The organism is Photobacterium ganghwense, from assembly GCF_003025595.1.
Classification (GTDB): domain Bacteria; phylum Pseudomonadota; class Gammaproteobacteria; order Enterobacterales; family Vibrionaceae; genus Photobacterium; species Photobacterium ganghwense.
On record NZ_PYMI01000003.1, the window covers coordinates 475,554 to 492,317 of the forward strand.

Consider the following 16,764-nt stretch of genomic DNA (forward strand, 5'->3'; position numbering starts at 1 on the left):
TGGGCCAAAATAAAGCCATAACCAAATAAAACCATAACAAAAAACATGATAAATGAAAGCCGCTGAGGCAATTACATTGTGCAGACAAGCTATGCAATATTCTCTTTTTTCTGAGCCGGATTCAGAGTCGCATACAGACCGCGAAAACCAATCACAGACCGGCGATACATCTTGTTCAACGGCCTCTGAATCAGGGCTGGCCGGTATCCCTTATGGTTGGCAACCTGTACAGGATGGTCGACTCTACTGGCACCCGCATTTCTGGACGCCGGAGACGGCTCATCACCTCTACCTTCAATTGGATCAGACTCTGCCCTGGCAGCAACAGTCTATTCGTATGTATGGTCGTGAGGTGCTGCAACCCAGGCTACAGGCATGGTGCGGTGAGGCCGTGTATACCTATTCCGGCCTGACCATGCATCCGCACCCCTGGACACCAGCGTTACTGGCGATTCGCAACCAGCTGGAGGCATTGCTGGGTGTTCGCTTTAACTCGGTACTGGCCAATAAATACCGGGACGGTGAAGATTACATGGGCTGGCATCAGGACAATGAACCCGAATTGGGCGTAGAGCCGGTGATCGCGTCCGTGAGTCTGGGAGAAACCCGCCGGTTTGTGCTGCGTCACCTGAAAACGCAACAAAAACTGGAGTTCAGTCTGGCATCCGGCTCGCTGCTGGTCATGGCGGGAGAACTGCAGACCCATTGGCAGCATACGGTGCCTAAGACGCGAAAACCCAAGCAGCCCCGAATCAATCTGACTTTCCGGTCAGTGTTACCGACAACCGCACGCCAGTGACTCACAGGGTTTAGGTTAAACGCGGGATCACAATATTCATCAAAATCTGAAAACAGCCCTTTGCTGTAAAAGCAATTTTTACCCTGTGCTGACTCTTGCGGTAAAATGCTTTGCTAGCGTTCGAATATGGATTGACGCGGATGATCATGGAGAGAATTGATGAAACGATTTATGCAACGAACATATGAGCAAAGGGCGTTCCCCGGTCAGCGATCCCGCCTGCGTGCCCTGACTCTGGCCTCGGTACTGATTGTTTCCTCGCTGTCACTGACCACTTCGCAAAGCTGGGCTGATGCCGCTCTGGTTACTGAGCCACCTAAAGCGGTAACCAGCGCGCAGCTTCTGAGTTATCAGCAAGATGCGGCACTCATTCGTCAGACCTATGAAAGCCAGCTTTATACTTTGCCCGCCTTCAAGATGGGGCATTATGGCTTGCGTATGTATCGTCAGACACAGGATCCAAAATACGCCGCGGCTATCTGGGCCGATCTGGCGCGCGTGGCCAGTCGTCTGAATTACTTTGCCACTGAAGTCTCCACACCTGAACAAATTCAAGCTTATACCGATAAGCGCTTGCACCGATACGATAAAAAGTCGGATCTGCGCAGTGACATCCGCTATGAAGTCACCCTCAAACATCCGCATTATCTCTATCTTGGTGTTGATCTGTTAGGTTCAATGGCAAGGGCCAATGAATATGGTCTGAAACATCGGAACGACCCGACATTGCGGGAGGTTATCCGCCGTTATGACTTCCGTCAGTACGCGACGGATCCGGCGATGATTCGTGCCTGGGCTGCGCAGCTGGCCAATCAGGTGTACTGGCTGCGTCAGCTGGGTGAGCAGGACGTGGTTGAGGATTTCATTGCTGCGTTTCGGGAGACTTACCCCGACGCTAACGATGATCAGCTGACTCGCCAGCAGTTGATGAACAAAGTCTATGGTTTGACGCATATTATTTTTGCGGCCGCCGAGTACTATCAGAAGCCGGTGAAAGAGTCTGATTTTCAGTGGATTTACGACTATTACCGCGCCAATATCGAGACCATTCTGGCAGATACCAAAGAAGATGTGATTGCAGAGGTGGGAATCAACTTCTTGTTGGCGGGGCTGGAGCATGATCCGATCGTTGATCGGACCCGCCAGGCGATTCAGAAGTCACTCAATCGCAAAGTCGGCATGATCCCTGGTGTGGACGGCAATACCGATTTGGAGAATGGTGAGCACCGGAATGTACTGGCGATTATGCTGCTGGACTGGCGTGGACCCAAAGCGGTGCCGACGATTCAGCAACAGCCGGACATGTTTAGCGGACTGCCTTATGGTCTCGTAAAGAAAACAGCGCAAGCCCCGTCATCATTGGTTGTTCCCGGGCCGGATAACGTCGTTATTCCGAAGGCAAAGTCGCAAGCAGGTGTATCAGAGTAACCGTTAAAACTGTGGATTTAGCTAGTTGAATAGCAGCAAGGCCCCGAATGTCGGGGCCTTGTTTTTTGAGTCATGTAAATGAAGTCGTGATGTACTGACGGTGATTTCACTGCTGATTTCTGACAGGCGATTAAATGCCGCTGAAATGATAGTGGCCTTTAATGCTGCTCACGGTGAATGTTTTCACTGACATCGTTGGTGACCAGTACACATCATTCCAGCCTGCTTTACGCTTAAGCTGACGAAGAAAATCGGCAGGCTTTTTTATTTGTTCCCAAACTTGCGGCAGGAACAGTGCCTGGCGATGCTGATCAGATAAAATAACACCGACCTTATTTTGGCTCAGATAATTCAGCAGCTCTTGTTCAGAGCTGACATCCAGCGTTTCCGGTGACGACAGGACAGACACTTCGATCTGCAAATCATCCAGCTGTTCTTCGGTTAAAGGCAGAAAACGTCGATCCTGATAGGCACTGGCTCGCGCCTGATTGTGCACTTCCATCACCAGCGGAGAGCGAGCCGCGATTGTGCCAAGGCACCCCTGCAATTGGCCATTGACGGTCAGGGTGACAAAACAGGCACCGGGCTGCAGGAGTTTACGGCCATACAGATCCAGTTGTGGGGGCTGGGGAATTTCATCGGCAAAATGGCCGCGAATGGCTTCGCGGGCAACATCCAGTAACTGAATGAGATCACCCTTATTGAGGTTCTGACACAATGTAGCTGACATATCCAACGACTCTCTCCTTGTCCCCGGCATCGGTATCGCCGGAGTTAATCATTATTTGACGTTTAAGTTGGTATCCCCTTTGTTTAGCCAGTAAGAGCAATGTATTAATGCCTGTCGAGCCGCAGGCTTGTTCCGGGGAAAGTGTTGGCTCAAATTGTTCTATCAGTGCACAGGTGTGCTTGTCGATACGCTGAGCGGCTGAGTAGGTATGGAAGTGGCTGAGATCACTGCTGACAACAAGCAGACAGTCATCACCTTGCCAGAGCGGGTCAATCAGCCGCGCCACTTTTGCCGGAGATACATTACTGGTTAAGAGCGGTAACAGGGTAAAGTCATGCAGGCATGACTGCAGAAAAGGCAATTGCACCTCAAGGCTGTGCTCCTGAGCGTGTACCTGATCAGATACCTCAATATCATCTATTTGCCGCAATTTATCAACACTTTGTATGTCAATTGGAATCTGACCCAACGGCGTGCTGAAAAAGCGGGTTGAAGGCAAGGCACAGCCCTCAAAATAATAGCGGTGACTGGGGCCAATCAGGATCACCCGGCGTATCCTGTCTGCCTGCGCCCTCAGACAACGATAGGCGCCTGCCGCGACTTCACCAGAGTAGATATAACCGGCATGAGGCACAATAAGAGCACGAATCGGCTGTTGTTCAAGCGTGGCGGAATTCCGCTCATCGGGGGTAAGCCAACGGTTTAACTGACTCACCAGATAGTCAGGCGAATGAGAATAAAACTGGCCGGCAACAGCTGGTGGACGTACGTTCATAATGAGCATCCGTTTCATAACGAAGGGTCAGGAGACAGCAAGGTGTGGAAGGCAACGTAATTAGCGCGGTCTTGAACCTTTGTCCTGGCCGGGCAAGGCTTATACTTGAGTATAGGAACAAAATACTCACTTAGGTGATTATGATGAGACAGCCCCCGGAGTATTTCCCGACGCAATATTGGCACCGGCTGGATGACGGGCGGGTAGTTTGTGATGTGTGTCCACGGCACTGCCGTCTGCGTGATGGTAAACGCGGAGCATGCTTTGTGCGTCAGGCCAGACATGGTGAAATCGTGCTGACCAGCTATGGCCGATCCAGCGGATTTTGTATCGATCCCATTGAAAAAAAACCGTTGAACCACTTTTATCCCGGCAGTTCAGTGCTTTCATTCGGGACGGCAGGGTGTAATCTGGGGTGTAAGTTCTGCCAGAACTGGAGTATCAGCAAGTCACGCGAAATCGACACTCTTGGTAGCGCGGCGATGCCGGAACAACTGGCGCAGACAGCGTTGCGTTATGGCTGTGACAGTATTGCCTTTACCTATAATGATCCGGTTATTTTTATGGAATATGCCGTTGACGCAGCCAAAGCCTGTCACGCCGTGGGGATTCACAGTGTTGCGGTCAGCGCCGGGTATATGTGCGATTCGCCCCGACAGGCATTCTATGCAGAGATGGACGCTGCCAACATTGACCTCAAAGCGTTCACTGAACACTTCTACCATAAGATTTGCAGCGGCCATCTGGCACCGGTGCTGGATACACTCTTGTACCTGCGGCATGAAACCCGGGTCTGGTTCGAAATCACCACGTTGCTGATCCCGGATGAGAATGACAGTCCGCAGGAAATTGACGCAATGACCCGGTGGATTGCCGACAACTTGGGGCCGGATGTCCCTATTCACTTCAGTGCGTTTCACCCTGATTTTAAAATGCTGGATAAGCCGTGTACCCCTCCTGAAACGGTTAAACGGGCGCGTGAAATCGCCTTGGCGAATGGTCTGCATTATGCCTATGTCGGAAATATTTTTGATCAGGACGGAGACAGCACCTATTGCCCCGGTTGTGGTCGGAATGTGCTGGTCAGAAACTGGTATCAGCTGGGTGAGCAGCACCTGACAGATAACGGGCATTGCCAGTATTGCGGTTATCAACTGGCTGGTCGCTTCAGCCCGCGAGACCACGCGTTCGGCCGTCGGCGAATCCCTGTGCACATTGCGTAGTGGGCGTAGTGGCTCGGCGACTCGTCTGAGCAGTTTTTGGAGCGAAGAAGATTGCATTTTTTAACGGACTTGTCAGCAGGCAGGCCATCGATTATCTTAGCGGCCATTATTACCCTGATAAGAAAGTGAATAACAATGTCTGATATGACAATGGAACAGCTTGCGGGCTACACAAATCTGGTTATTACTCAGCCAGGCTGCCCATACTGTGTGAAGGCGAAAGCGATTCTTGATGCACGTGGCACTGAGTACACCACTCTGGTTCTGGGAACTGACCTGTCTAAAATCACCATGGTTGATTTTATTGAGCAAGCGACCGGAAACGTTGTTCGCACAGTGCCACAAATTATTCTGGATGGTCAGTACATTGGTGGCCACGATGATCTGGTTGCGTTTCTTGAGCGTCAGGTAGCGCAAGACGCATTCGGTGACTTTGAGCTGTAATGCAGTTCTGAAAAGCTGGACGAACTATTTGGGCTTAAACAGTCACGTTTAAGTAAGCGGATTTACACTCTGAACCGTTTACTAAAACTGAAAGGCAGCGATTTCGCTGTCTTTTTTGTTTCCGGTTCCGGATGGTACTTTCGCTGTGGTCTGTATCACGCCTTCAACTGACGGAGTGAACCTGTTGTTGTGATCACAGTCCGGTGTTCGTCTTTCAGGTTGGCTTGATCTGTATTAACAAAGCGTCATTCTCTCGCTTGCCTCCAAAATCACTCTGGTAACATGATGGACAACAACGGGTTGAGCTATCGTGTGCATGGCAGAAAGGAGTGTCGGGATGTGGGCAAAGACGGGATATTTGGCTGACTCAGTGATAGGGATGGCAGCGATAGCCGGGCTGGCTATGTTGGTGGCGGCAGTCATTATCAGTCACAGCTACCAGCAGCATCGGCGGGTCATGCCTCATTCCATCGGACTTTCATTGCTAATGGCTGGGCTGGCTGTCTCCGGATATCTGTACCTTGGTGACTTGCACACATGGCAGGCCCGAGATACAAAAGATGTAACTCAAACGCCAATCACAGTATCTGACTGGAATCAGCAGCAAATCAGCCAAATCCAGGATCAGCTGCGTGCTGATAAGCAAAACGGCGAGCTGTGGTTTGCTCTTGGCAACGCTTACATGGCCGATAATCGGTTTGGCGATGCCGTTACTGTATTTGGTTATGCGCAGCGACTGGCTGGAACACCACAGGCAAACCTCTATGCCGCATTGGCCAGTGCCGATTATTACCAGCATCAACAACGATTTACGGAAAGGGGGAGGATGTGGTTGGATCAGGCCCTGAGGCTTGAACCGGATAATCTGTCTGCCTTGTTGTTGTTGGCTTCCGATTATTTTCTGGAAGCCAGGTATCAGAAAGCAATCGACACCTGGCAGTTAGCGCTCGATACCGAGTACCGTGATCTGGACAGAGTCTCGATTATTCAGTCTATCCATCGGGCGCAGTCGTTACTGAGTAACAGCTAGTGCTCCAAAGGATTCAGGAACCGGATAACTTGCGACGGCGCAAATAAACCATCACTGCCAGAATGAACAGCAGCATCGGAAACAGAAGATCCGGCTCCGGAATCACCCTGACACTGACGTTATCCAGCAAATTGCCAACCGTTCCGTGATTGGCTGAGGTAAAACGTAAGGTTGTTAGTGCGCTGTCAGCCAGGAATGTACCGCTGAAATGACTCCAGCTAAACGGCGTGTGATCATCAATATGTCGGCTCAGCCGGTTGGTCAGGCCGCTGACGTCAACCTGGAAGGCTTCATGGCCATTGTGGCGGGCGGCGTAATCGAATGACAGCTGATAAAGCTGATTTACCCTTGTATTGAACGACTGAAACAGGGTGAAATAGCTGCTCTGTCCCGGATGCGCATTCAGTTCAGCCAATTGCTCTCCTTCGCTGGCTTCAAAACCAAATACTGAATCCCAGATTTCAACGTTGCCCCCTTGCCAGGCTAATCCGGGTGTGCCGGAAGAAAAGATTTGCCAGGATCCGTCCGCAACATCGAGATCCTCGAATCCTCCATTGATCAAAAGGTTAGCTTGGGCGGGGTGAGTGAGTAAACCAGTGAGAATCAGCAGCGACACTGCTGCCCAGAACCGATTCAGACGTTTATAAAAGCGAGGGGTATTCATTTCAACCTCCTTGTAATTAGGATAATATGAATCAGATTGATTAATTGTTGTCGACAAGACAAAAAAATACAAAAAAAGTGAAAAAAATAGCGCCCGTTATGGGCGCTATCTGTCATCCGTCTGCATGTGCCCAAGGTTAGGCGACATGTTTGGCGTAGCTGCTGCGATCGATATCCAGTATTTCGACTGTCAGAGAGACAGACTGCAGTGATAAGGATTGAAGCTGGGACAGCACTGAGTGAGACAAAGCTTGTTTCTGCACGTCGGTGCGGCCTGACAGAATACGCACCGATACATGGATGAAGTCCAGTCTTTCATCACCAGTCTGATGATGTTCATAAGCGAGGGTACGGGTTTTGATATCGGGGCCTTCAAACAAGTCCGAGGCCAGGGCTCCTTGATACACATGATTGATCAGTGTTTGCGGGCTGACTTTCTTTTCCAGTTCTTTGGAATATTCAATAATGCAGTGTGGCAAAATTCTATCCTTATTTTGAGTTAACTGACTTTCTGGTTTCACGTTTGCAAAAGGCGATAGCGCTCAACAGGCAAAGTGCCCAAATTGGCCATGCGCCGCCGCTGTATCCGTCCCGATGGGAAATATTGGCAATTTTTTCTTCTTTTACCCGGGTTTTGAAGTGTGACAACTCATTGTTGAGGTTTGTTGTCATATCGGCAACCGCCAACTCAAAGCCTTTGAGCGATTGCTCTGACAGTGAAGAGGTAACGCCGACAGCTGTCGACCGATTTTCCAGTTTGCTGACACCAGGAGCTCTGAACAGCAGCGAGCGGCTGTTAATGTCAAACACGGCGGTATCAACAAAAGTCTGGATAAGATTGCTGTTACCCGGAATCACATACATCCCCACGATGGTCCAGTAGAGCAGGGCAGCGTTGTTTTCTGAAGACTGAGCCAGCTGGTCATAAGACACCAGCGCCATAATGTCGACATTATACAGGCGCGAAACCTGAGCAAGGGCATCAAACCCTTTTCCGCGCTTCAGATAGGTCTCAGGGATAATTTCAATCCGGTTGATGAAATCGTAATCGCCAAAAGCGGCTTTTACCTTGCTTAACAGCTCTGTTTGCGTTGCGGGGTGAATCCCGGTCTGATGGCGATTAGCTGAAGGGACAAATGCAATCCCCACATTCACCGGCAAATGAAGCGTTGGGATAGTAGGCTGAATCACGGTTTTATCTTGTGTATTCGGATAGAGGAAGTCCACCAGGCTGCTGGAGACGGTTTGTTCACGATCGACATCGCTTAAAAGCAGACTGCACGAGGTAAGAAAAAGCAAACTGATGCCAATAAGGCAGACTCTAAACATCACCAAGCTCCATTTGGTAAATATCAGGTATTTATGCCGTGCTCTGACTAATGAACGAGTAAAAAAAGCAGCTAACAAGAAAGAAACGGAAACAAGCGTACAGCATAAGCCGTTCGATTTCTTTGCAGACATACACCTGCGAGACACAAACCGCCATTATAAAAGGCTATGAGCTGGTTTGTATATTGGGTTGTGCGTAAAGTGGTCAGGCTCAGTCGTTTTTGAGCGCAGAGCGGAAGGTATTGTGGTGTAGCAGCGCCCGGATTTGAGCGCTGGCTGTATCAGGATATATCGGCTTTTTCGAAAATCAGTTGTTGATCGCTGGCTTTGATAATCAGTGTGTCGTCAACCACTTTGATTCGTGTAGGCTGGCTGAGTACCGATAAAATGGAAGCTTCCTGTTGTTCAATCTCCGGCAGGCACATCAGGTCATGTTGCATGGGTACCGTCAGGGCCTCTGGCTTATTGAGGTTACCTGTAAACAGGTGACAACCGGTGAAACCACTGATACTCATATCCGTTGCAATGTGAATGCTTGCATCACGCATCGTAATTCCCGGAATATGGACAGCATCCATCAATGTCCAGTCCCCTTGATATGGCGCGGGTTGATCAGCGATCTGCTGATTTGTGAAACAACCTGTCAGGACAAGCAGCAACAGGATAAGGAAGCCACTTTTCATCGTTTTCAATATTGTTCTCCCAATACCATCTTGGTTATTCGCCTTTGCTCCGAAAGAGGGGATAAAGCGCAACTAATCAAGGAAGTATCGAAAAAAAATGCCGGCAGTTGCCGGCATTTTTAAAACTAAGCTCTTGTTGAGCCGATCAATTCTGATGAATCTTATTTCAGAACGATTTGTACAGAACGCTCGATCAGAGATTTACCTTCAGCGTCTGTCAGTGGGTTAGTGTTAGCTACTGCTGATACGTTCAGACGAGAAGCTTCAACACCGTTGTCCACCAAGTACTGAGCTACAGCTTCAGCACGTGCTTTAGATACTTTGTCGTTCACTGCTTGAGAACCAGTTGAGTCAGTACGGCCAACGATGTCAGCAGTCAGCTCTGGGTTCGCACGCATAGTAGAAGCAACTTCGTTCAGGTTGAAACGGCCGTAGTCGTTCAGTTTAACCTGACCAGTTTGGTAAGGCAGTACGTAAGAAGAACGAGTCGCTACAGGTACTTCAGTTGCAACTGCAACTTCTTTAACCACTTCAACTTGCTCAGTGATTACTTTTGGAGTTGCTGGTTGACCGAACTTGTAAGTCATACCCCAGTAAACTTGGTGCAGATCAGTGTCTTTACCGTCTGTGATTTCCAGGTTCTGGTAGTAGTCGTAACCGATCTTAGTAGAAACAGCGTTAGTCAGCTGGTACTCAAGACCTGCACCGATGGTGCCGCTGAAGCTGTCAGTTTTCAGGTCACGGATTTGGTCGCCAGCGCTTTTCTCATCAGCAAAGATGTAAGTTGCACCCAGCTTACCGAATACAGACAGGTTCTCAGTGAAGTAGTAGTTACCTTTAACACCCAGAGTACCCATGTGCAGGTCTGCTTCACCCAGGTCGTGCATGTAGTCGTAGCTACCGTACAGACCTACGTTTTTGTTGAAGTCGTAACCAGCTTCTAGCTTAGTGCTCACGCCTTCGCTTTGAGAACCAGGTACAACGTCGCCGCTGTCCACGATGCCCATACCAACGCCAGCACCGATCCACCAACCTGATTTGTCGATAGATTGTGTATTTGCTTCATCAGCCATTGCAGAAGTTGCAACGCCCAGAGACAGTGCAGCCAGAACTGATAGAGATAGAGACTTCAATTTCATCATAAACTCCAATGCTTAACTTACCTAATTGACCACTTTCTTTTGCGCGGCGACTGATTGTTTTTCTGTGTTGCCGCTAAGTGGTTTGTGTCAAGGAACGAGGCACATTGTGTGTTGGTTTTTGTGAACGGACAACTAATAAAAAATGATGTTCAATAAATTTAAGATTTTTTATGTGAGGGTCAATTTTATGACGCTGCATTGATCTTAAAAATTTCTATAAAAAGTGATATAAATCACAAGTCGTAGGGAAAGCTAGGCTTGGTGTATAAATAAAACCCTGGTTTCTCAGTATAAAAAAACATAAAAAACGTTATTAAACATTGGTTTGTGTGTTTTATTGGAGGCGTTTGATGAGTTTTAAGCTGGATTTATGCCAGTGGGGAAAGGTGGCTAAAAAGCTCAAGATAAGAAAAATGGCGTCAAAATTATTACCACTGTGAAACATAATAAAAGTGGTTGGCACGTTTTTTAACCGGTTGAGCTGGCAAGGTATTGTTTAAGTATAAAGTGGCATAAACTTGCCTACCGCTTCATGGTAAGATACTCAAACAGTAGCATTCATAATAATAAAAATGGTGTTTTTTATTGCGGGGGTTGCATGTAAAATCGGCAAAAGCCGATGCATAGCGTAAATTTATCCCTTTTGCCGGATAGAAAGCGCCAAAAAAGTGCCGCAATCAGTCTCAACAAAGCGGCTCAACGTCAAAGGTGGCATTCAAATGAACGTCTATAAACATAAGAATGATATTTTCGAGCCTCAGAAGAGTGCCTATGTCACACCTGAAAACACAACGAAGTTAAGCGCCAGTGAAACGCGTATCCTCCAGTACCTGATTGAAAACAGCGGTGATGTCATCAGCCGAGAAACATTGCTGGAAATCGGGTGGCCGGAGAAAGTTGTTGTGCCAAATTCACTGAATGTTGCAATCGCTAACTTGCGTAAAGCGTTTAAGAATAAGTCAGACATCATCATTACTATAAAAGGTACTGGCTTTACGATTGCTGAAGACACCTTTACCAAACACAAGTTAGATGAATCGATGGCTGATTCGTCTGAAGAGGAGCCTCTCTTGGCTCAGACCGAGGAACAGCACGCGTCGGATGCGGTATGGAATAACGGCGATACTCATACTGCTTCCGCAACTCAATCTGTCGCGGTTGGTGTTTCAGTGGTGGCGGATTCTCCGACGGTAACACTTACTGATGAAGATAACGCTGGTGCGAATGACGCTGTGTTAAATTCAGCTGTTTCAGATATAACAACTCCAGATAGCGCCATTGTCCCGAAAAATAGTACGGCTAAGGGTATTGCTGCGAAAAGCGTATTGGTGAATGACAGCGATCCTTGTGCGGAGATGAGGAAAGCGAAGCTGGGCGATGGCCTGTCGCAGGGCGAACATAATCAGAAGCTTTCTCATCAGAAACATGCACCTAAGGAGCAATCCCATGCTTCAGGCTTTGCCATGCCAATGCGGATGAGTGTGCCAAAAGTCAAACGTGAGTCTTTCAGAAAGTTTGGATTGTTGCTGTGCGCGGCCATCATGTTGCTGTGGGTGACTCTCTGGATGTCCAGCTGGCAGTCACCCCCTTGTATTTCTGTCGATGGTAAACAGATTTGCGGCAATATCGAGCTGCTACGACTGAATGATATGCCTGAATCGGCATCTAACGGGCGTATGTATATTGATGTAACAGGTCGAGTTCATGAAGAAGGCTAAGTTTCTGATTCTTCCTCTGTTGCTACTGCTGATGTACCCGGTTATTAATGGGCTGGGATGCAATTTCAGCTTTAGTATCGAAACGCCGAGTCACAAGAAATTTGGTAGCTGTAAAGCGGGCCAGTATGTGCTCATTGATTATCCTGATCCCCATAAAGACAATGGCTATACCGTGCTGAAAGGCATTTTTATGTATGCTTTCGGTAATTCGGTTTTGTTGGTGACGTCGCATCAGGACAATACCAAAGTGATCACGGAAGCGTCGATTGAGAGTCTGAACCTGAATAATCAGCAATTCTGGCGACAAACTGCGATGAAACGCATCTCACCGACCAGCATGTATGTGTACAACGAACACCCCAAAAGTCGGTTAATGATCGTACCTTATCAGGGCAGACTGGCATTTAGTGACGATAAATCGCTGCGATAATGCTGGAGAAAGGTTGCTGGAGAAAGATTGCCGGTGAGTGGTTTGATCAGCCCCGGCGAGGTGCCGGGGCGGGGTGGGTTTAGTTGCTGTAACTGGCTTCTCTCGCCTCGGCTTGTTTATCCCATTCCGGGATCACCGTTTTCAGGAAGTCGTCTTTTTCAGCATTGAGTTTTTCCATGTCCATCCCCAGCGCTTGCTGCGCTTTGAGTTTGGTGGAGATGTCCGGTAGCTGTATTTCGTCTGTGATTCCTTTGGTTGCAAGCAGGCGAACCACTTTGGTTCGGGCATCGCTGGCTTTATCTATGGCAGTCCCAAGAACTCGCAGCGCGACTTCCGGTGCATGCATATGAACGCCATGAGACGCAATTGCATAATCCCAACGCCACTGAGCATGACGAATATCCATCAGAATTGGTTGCATATCAGCTTCTGTGGCTCCGGCATCCCATGCTGCTTTAGCTTCGAAGTGAGCCGCGACTATCTGTTTTTCAGCCCGTAATTTCATTTCTTGTACCTGGGCTTTGCGACTGGCAACAATGGCTTTCAGCGCGGCTTTATCCTGGGTATGACAATTTGCACAGGTATCTTCAAAGCGATCAAACGGATTGCCGACTTTATGATCGGTATAAACCACGCCTTCTTCGTTTTGTACTTTCGGCATATGGCAGTCAATACAGGTGACGTTGTTTTTGCCGTGAATACCTTCTCGCCAGGTTTCATACCCGGGGTGTTGAGCTTTCAGCATAGGGGCTTTCGAGACGCCGTGTACCCAGTCATTGAAATTGATGGCATCGTAGTAGCTCTCCATCTCATCAACCGTCGTGCCTTTGTCCCAAGGGAATTTCACCGATTTATTCGGGCCAGTAAAGTAGTATTCCACGTGGCACTGACCACATACTTGAGCCTGCTGACCCAATCGGGACTGATCTTCAAACTTCATATTGATGCTTTCCATGGCACGTTCCGCATAAGGACGTGACAAAGCCAGAGCGGGTTTCCCTTGTTTGAAATCGTCGCTACCGGTGTTATGGCAGTCAGAGCAGCCGATCGGGTTGTTGATTTCTGCTCCCAGCCGCGCCCATTTGCCAGCAAAATAACCGTCTTCTCCGCGTTCATCGATCAGGCGAGCCACATCCGGGCTTTTACAACTCCAGCATGCCATCGGCATAGGGCCGGAATCAGCATCTTTGGGACCGCCGGTGCGCAAGGTCTGGCGGACATCGTCCACTGCATAATAGTGGCCGCGGGCTTTGTTATAGTCTTTAGCAAAACCGTATCCTGCCCAGAGAATCACCATATTTGGATCTTCTGCCAGGGCATCTTCTATTTGCTCGCTGTCTTGGGTTGCCGCCCAGGTTTTATATTGATTGGGGTGGGCGGTGGCAAATGTCTCGTTTCTGCTTTCAATCCGCTCCTTGTCAGTGGTGTCTGCGGTGGCGCCGGCTGAGAGGAACAGGGCAGACAAAAGCGCCGATATTGCGACTGCCTTATGTGTCCAGTAATTGCTCACGATTGCTACTCCATTATTCTGATTCGTTATAGGCCAAGCGTTGTGAGGATGGCGGATTTGAGGCAGAAAACCGGAGTCACTCGAAGAATACTGAAATTTGTTTGGGATAAATGAAAAAGACGAAGCGTTATTGTTTTGGATCAAAGCCCAAATATTGGTTACGTGGAGAAGGTTAAAATTCTGACGGAATAACCCCAAAGTGGTATTTACAATAACCATTCATATAGAGTGGTTAAATTATTTGTTTTCTATTTAAAACAAATAATTAGGACAAAAACAGGTTTGATCTAAATCAGTAAAAGTTCATTTTCAATGCCACTTTGGAAGTAATTGTTGCTGATCGCAAATTTTCACAATTCGAAATATTGTTTAATAAAACCTGATAAGCGTTGTGGCTTTTTGATGTGATGGATTTGATGCCCCGGAAGACAGGATGTCTGTAGTGAACGTGACACGGTCACTAGCGGGTTCAGTGTGCTGTGCATGCTGAAATGTATCAATCATAACCTTTGATATCTGCGATACGGATGTCAGTAGGGACGATAAAAAGGTAAAAAAATGGGCAATAGTAAAGTAGCCCTGAACCGTATGCTGACCGTGTTGGTGGCCATACTGGTTTGGGGATATTCCATGAATGTTGCCGCTGACTCAGAGCCTGAACAGGTTGCGAATGCCACAACGCAAAATTCTGTTGCACCTCAAATGTCAGAACGGCACGTTGTCGAATTTATCCGGGACAGGAATTACGCCTGTACCCAATGCCACAAGGATGAACAGGACACGCTAAAAGGCACACACGGTGATGCCATACACACGTCTGCTAACCGTAATGTCAGTTGTGTTGATTGTCACGGCACCATCAGTGACGAGCACCGTAATGGTGCCCCTACCGTTATCAAATTTGCGCCATCTCAATCTGTAGCCGGGACAACCAAACCAGCCGCCGACCCTCGGTGGATTGCTCAGCAAAATGAAACCTGTGTGAACTGCCATGATCCTCATGATCTTCGTGAGGTGAACTGGACGCATGATGTTCACGCCTTGGATCTGTCGTGTGCTTCCTGTCATAACGTGCACCCCGAGCAGGATCCGATGAAAGGGATCAGCAAGTCGTCGAAGATCAAGCTGTGTGTCGATTGCCACTCAGATCAGAAAAAAGCCAAGTAGGGAGATGACGATGACCTGTTCAAGACGAAATTTTCTGATGGGAGCCGGCGCGGTGATCTTCACAACGGGCGTTGGAGCCAATCAACTGCTTGGCCGCCAGTCATTGGTCGCAGCAGAAGAGGGTAATGGCGTAGTCCGTTATGGCATGGTGCATGACGAAACCTTATGCATTGGTTGCACGGCATGTACTGAAGCCTGCCGGGAGGTTAACAAGGTGCCTGAAGGCGTGTCCAGACTGGAGATTGTCCGGAGCGAGCCGCAGGGGGAATACCCGAATGTGGATTATCGCTTTACACGGATTTCCTGCCAGCACTGTGACAATGCGCCTTGTGTTCATGTCTGTCCGACTGGTGCGGCGTATAAAGACCCAAACACCGGTATCGTCGATGTGCATGATTTCAAATGTGTAGGATGCGGGTACTGTCTTGCCGCCTGTCCATATCAGGTACGTTTCTTTAACCCGGTGACGAGATCTGCAGATAAGTGCGATTTTTGCCGCGAAACTAACCTGAAAGCGGGTAAGCAGCCTGCTTGTGTGGAGTCGTGTCCGACGAAGGCGCTGACCTTCGGTGACCTGAACGATCCAACCAGTGAAATCAGCCAGCTGATTCAGAATAAACCGGTCTACCGGCAGAAAGTGGAGCTGGGCACGCAACCCAAGCTTTATAAGGTGCCGCATGCAAAAGGGGAGATAAAAGGATGAGTACTACATTCACGGAAGCCTTTTATTTTGATTCGCTGGTCTGGGACTGGATCATTGCGATTTACCTGTTTCTTGCTGGCATGTCCGCCGGGGCCGTGATGATTGCCATTTACCTCAAACGTAAAGTGATTGTCGGTTATCCAGCCAGTAACGGGATCATAAAAGCTACGGCGATATTGGCACCGTTTGGGATCATCGTTGGCTTGCTGATCCTGGTTTTCCACCTGACCAAACCGTTGTCATTTTGGAAAATCATGATTTTCTATAATCCGACCTCGGTGATGTCGATGGGGGTGATGCTGTTTCAGATTTACCTGGTCGTCTTGTTTGCCTGGATCGCGACGATTTATCGCCACGAGTTAACGCAATGGCTGGGGGCACGGTTTCCGGTTGTCGGTAAAGTACTGTACTGGCTGACCCGGTTTGAACGTGCCGTGGAACTGTTCCTGGCTTTTCTGGCGCTGCTGCTGGCTGCGTATACCGGCTTTCTGCTGTCGGCGCTGCAAACCTTCCCGCTACTGAATAACCCGATTCTGCCGATTCTGTTCTTGTTTTCCAGCCTGTCGTCCGGTGCTGCCGCCTGCATGCTGGTTGGAGTGGTCTTTTTCAAAGAGTCGGCAACCGGAGCCAGTGCCAGTTGGGTGCACCGGTTTGAGCGTCCTGTGGTGTTGTTCGAGCTGTTTGTCCTGTTCGCCTTCTTTACCGGCTTATATTTTGGCGGTGGGCAGAGTCAGGCCGCGGCGATGGCGGCAATTGGCGGTGGTTTCTGGGCAAGCTGGTTCTGGTACGGTGTGATCGGCATGGGCATGCTGGTGCCGCTTGGGCTCAATGCGGTTAGCCCGGCGGTAGTCCGCCACAACCGGGCTTTTATTATGCTGGTGACCAGCCTGAGTTTGGTGGGGGTGCTGATGTTGCGGACGTTCATCCTCTATGCCGGTCAGCTGACAACGCTGTAAACAGACGGGTGTGACTCAAGGATCGTCACAGTGA

At 49.0% G+C, this 16,764-nt stretch carries 17 protein-coding genes and 1 pseudogene; 10 read left to right on the forward strand and 8 right to left on the reverse strand.

Annotation, left to right across the window (positions count from 1 at the left end):
* The first annotated feature begins 91 nt into the window (after positions 1-91).
* Positions 92-799 carry an alpha-ketoglutarate-dependent dioxygenase AlkB family protein gene (locus C9I92_RS12610; RefSeq protein WP_084712430.1) on the forward strand — a complete coding sequence of 236 codons (708 nt, stop codon included), beginning with the start codon at positions 92-94 and terminating at the stop codon, positions 797-799.
* Positions 800-970: 171 nt separating this feature from the next.
* A pseudogene (locus C9I92_RS12615) lies at positions 971-2,137 on the forward strand (DUF3541 domain-containing protein); the annotation flags it as partial.
* A gap of 220 nt (positions 2,138-2,357) precedes the next feature.
* On the opposite strand, the gene amrA reads toward C9I92_RS12615, so the two are convergent.
* Both amrA and amrB read right to left on the reverse strand, forming a co-directional pair.
* Positions 2,358-2,957 (reverse strand): AmmeMemoRadiSam system protein A, encoded by a 600-nt coding sequence (amrA, locus tag C9I92_RS12620; RefSeq protein WP_047883458.1) that lies wholly within the window; start codon positions 2,955-2,957, stop codon positions 2,358-2,360.
* A complete protein-coding gene (gene amrB, locus C9I92_RS12625) occupies positions 2,926-3,732 on the reverse strand; it encodes an AmmeMemoRadiSam system protein B (protein WP_047883459.1) in 807 nt (268 codons plus the stop codon). Before amrB ends, amrA begins: the two co-directional genes overlap by 32 nt.
* 143 nt (positions 3,733-3,875) lie before the next feature.
* On the opposite strand from amrB, the gene amrS reads away from it, so the two are divergent.
* From amrS to C9I92_RS12640, 3 genes are all read left to right on the forward strand, one after another.
* On the forward strand, positions 3,876-4,955 hold the full coding sequence (gene amrS / locus C9I92_RS12630) for an AmmeMemoRadiSam system radical SAM enzyme (protein ID WP_047883626.1): 1,080 nt from the start codon (positions 3,876-3,878) through the stop codon (positions 4,953-4,955).
* A 135-nt stretch (positions 4,956-5,090) separates the two neighbouring features.
* Entirely contained in the window at positions 5,091-5,399 is a 309-nt protein-coding gene (locus C9I92_RS12635; RefSeq protein ID WP_047883460.1) for a glutaredoxin domain-containing protein, read from the forward strand.
* Positions 5,400-5,736: 337 nt separating this feature from the next.
* On the forward strand, positions 5,737-6,429 hold the full coding sequence (locus tag C9I92_RS12640) for a TPR domain-containing protein (RefSeq protein ID WP_053061702.1): 693 nt from the start codon (positions 5,737-5,739) through the stop codon (positions 6,427-6,429).
* Between the two features lie 13 nt (positions 6,430-6,442).
* Here the strand turns inward: C9I92_RS12640 and C9I92_RS12645 are convergent, their stop codons facing one another.
* The 5 genes from C9I92_RS12645 to C9I92_RS12665 form a co-directional block, all read right to left on the reverse strand.
* The gene (locus tag C9I92_RS12645) at positions 6,443-7,093 is read right to left on the reverse strand and encodes a carbohydrate binding domain-containing protein (protein ID WP_053061703.1); all 651 of its coding nucleotides are present in this window, start codon (positions 7,091-7,093) and stop codon (positions 6,443-6,445) included.
* Positions 7,094-7,229: 136 nt separating this feature from the next.
* Positions 7,230-7,571 carry a 5-carboxymethyl-2-hydroxymuconate Delta-isomerase gene (locus C9I92_RS12650; RefSeq protein ID WP_047883461.1) on the reverse strand — a complete coding sequence of 114 codons (342 nt, stop codon included), beginning with the start codon at positions 7,569-7,571 and terminating at the stop codon, positions 7,230-7,232.
* A 10-nt stretch (positions 7,572-7,581) separates the two neighbouring features.
* Positions 7,582-8,421 (reverse strand): rhombotarget lipoprotein, encoded by an 840-nt coding sequence (gene rhlP, locus C9I92_RS12655; protein ID WP_107193859.1) that lies wholly within the window; start codon positions 8,419-8,421, stop codon positions 7,582-7,584.
* Between the two features lie 281 nt (positions 8,422-8,702).
* Positions 8,703-9,104 (reverse strand): META domain-containing protein, encoded by a 402-nt coding sequence (locus C9I92_RS12660; protein WP_047883463.1) that lies wholly within the window; start codon positions 9,102-9,104, stop codon positions 8,703-8,705.
* A gap of 161 nt (positions 9,105-9,265) precedes the next feature.
* Positions 9,266-10,243 carry an OmpA family protein gene (locus C9I92_RS12665; RefSeq protein WP_047883464.1) on the reverse strand — a complete coding sequence of 326 codons (978 nt, stop codon included), beginning with the start codon at positions 10,241-10,243 and terminating at the stop codon, positions 9,266-9,268.
* 722 nt (positions 10,244-10,965) lie between these two features.
* On the opposite strand from C9I92_RS12665, the gene C9I92_RS12670 reads away from it, so the two are divergent.
* Positions 10,966-11,964 carry a winged helix-turn-helix domain-containing protein gene (locus tag C9I92_RS12670; protein WP_084712431.1) on the forward strand — a complete coding sequence of 333 codons (999 nt, stop codon included), beginning with the start codon at positions 10,966-10,968 and terminating at the stop codon, positions 11,962-11,964.
* Positions 11,951-12,394 carry a hypothetical protein gene (locus C9I92_RS12675; RefSeq protein WP_047883465.1) on the forward strand — a complete coding sequence of 148 codons (444 nt, stop codon included), beginning with the start codon at positions 11,951-11,953 and terminating at the stop codon, positions 12,392-12,394. The genes C9I92_RS12670 and C9I92_RS12675 overlap by 14 nt, the downstream gene beginning before the upstream one ends.
* 79 nt (positions 12,395-12,473) lie before the next feature.
* On the opposite strand, the gene nrfA is transcribed toward C9I92_RS12675, so the two are convergent.
* A complete protein-coding gene (gene nrfA / locus C9I92_RS12680; RefSeq protein WP_047883466.1) occupies positions 12,474-13,904 on the reverse strand; it encodes an ammonia-forming nitrite reductase cytochrome c552 subunit in 1,431 nt (476 codons plus the stop codon).
* A gap of 558 nt (positions 13,905-14,462) precedes the next feature.
* Here nrfA and nrfB point away from each other — a divergent pair.
* The 3 genes from nrfB to nrfD are packed head-to-tail and all read left to right on the forward strand — an operon-like array spanning position 14,463 to position 16,730.
* The gene (gene nrfB, locus C9I92_RS12685; RefSeq protein ID WP_047883467.1) at positions 14,463-15,071 is read left to right on the forward strand and encodes a cytochrome c nitrite reductase pentaheme subunit; all 609 of its coding nucleotides are present in this window, start codon (positions 14,463-14,465) and stop codon (positions 15,069-15,071) included.
* A gap of 10 nt (positions 15,072-15,081) precedes the next feature.
* Positions 15,082-15,774 (forward strand): cytochrome c nitrite reductase Fe-S protein, encoded by a 693-nt coding sequence (nrfC, locus tag C9I92_RS12690; RefSeq protein WP_047883468.1) that lies wholly within the window; start codon positions 15,082-15,084, stop codon positions 15,772-15,774.
* A complete protein-coding gene (gene nrfD / locus C9I92_RS12695) occupies positions 15,771-16,730 on the forward strand; it encodes a cytochrome c nitrite reductase subunit NrfD (protein ID WP_047883469.1) in 960 nt (319 codons plus the stop codon). Before nrfC ends, nrfD begins: the two co-directional genes overlap by 4 nt.
* The last annotated feature ends 34 nt before the right edge of the window (positions 16,731-16,764 follow it).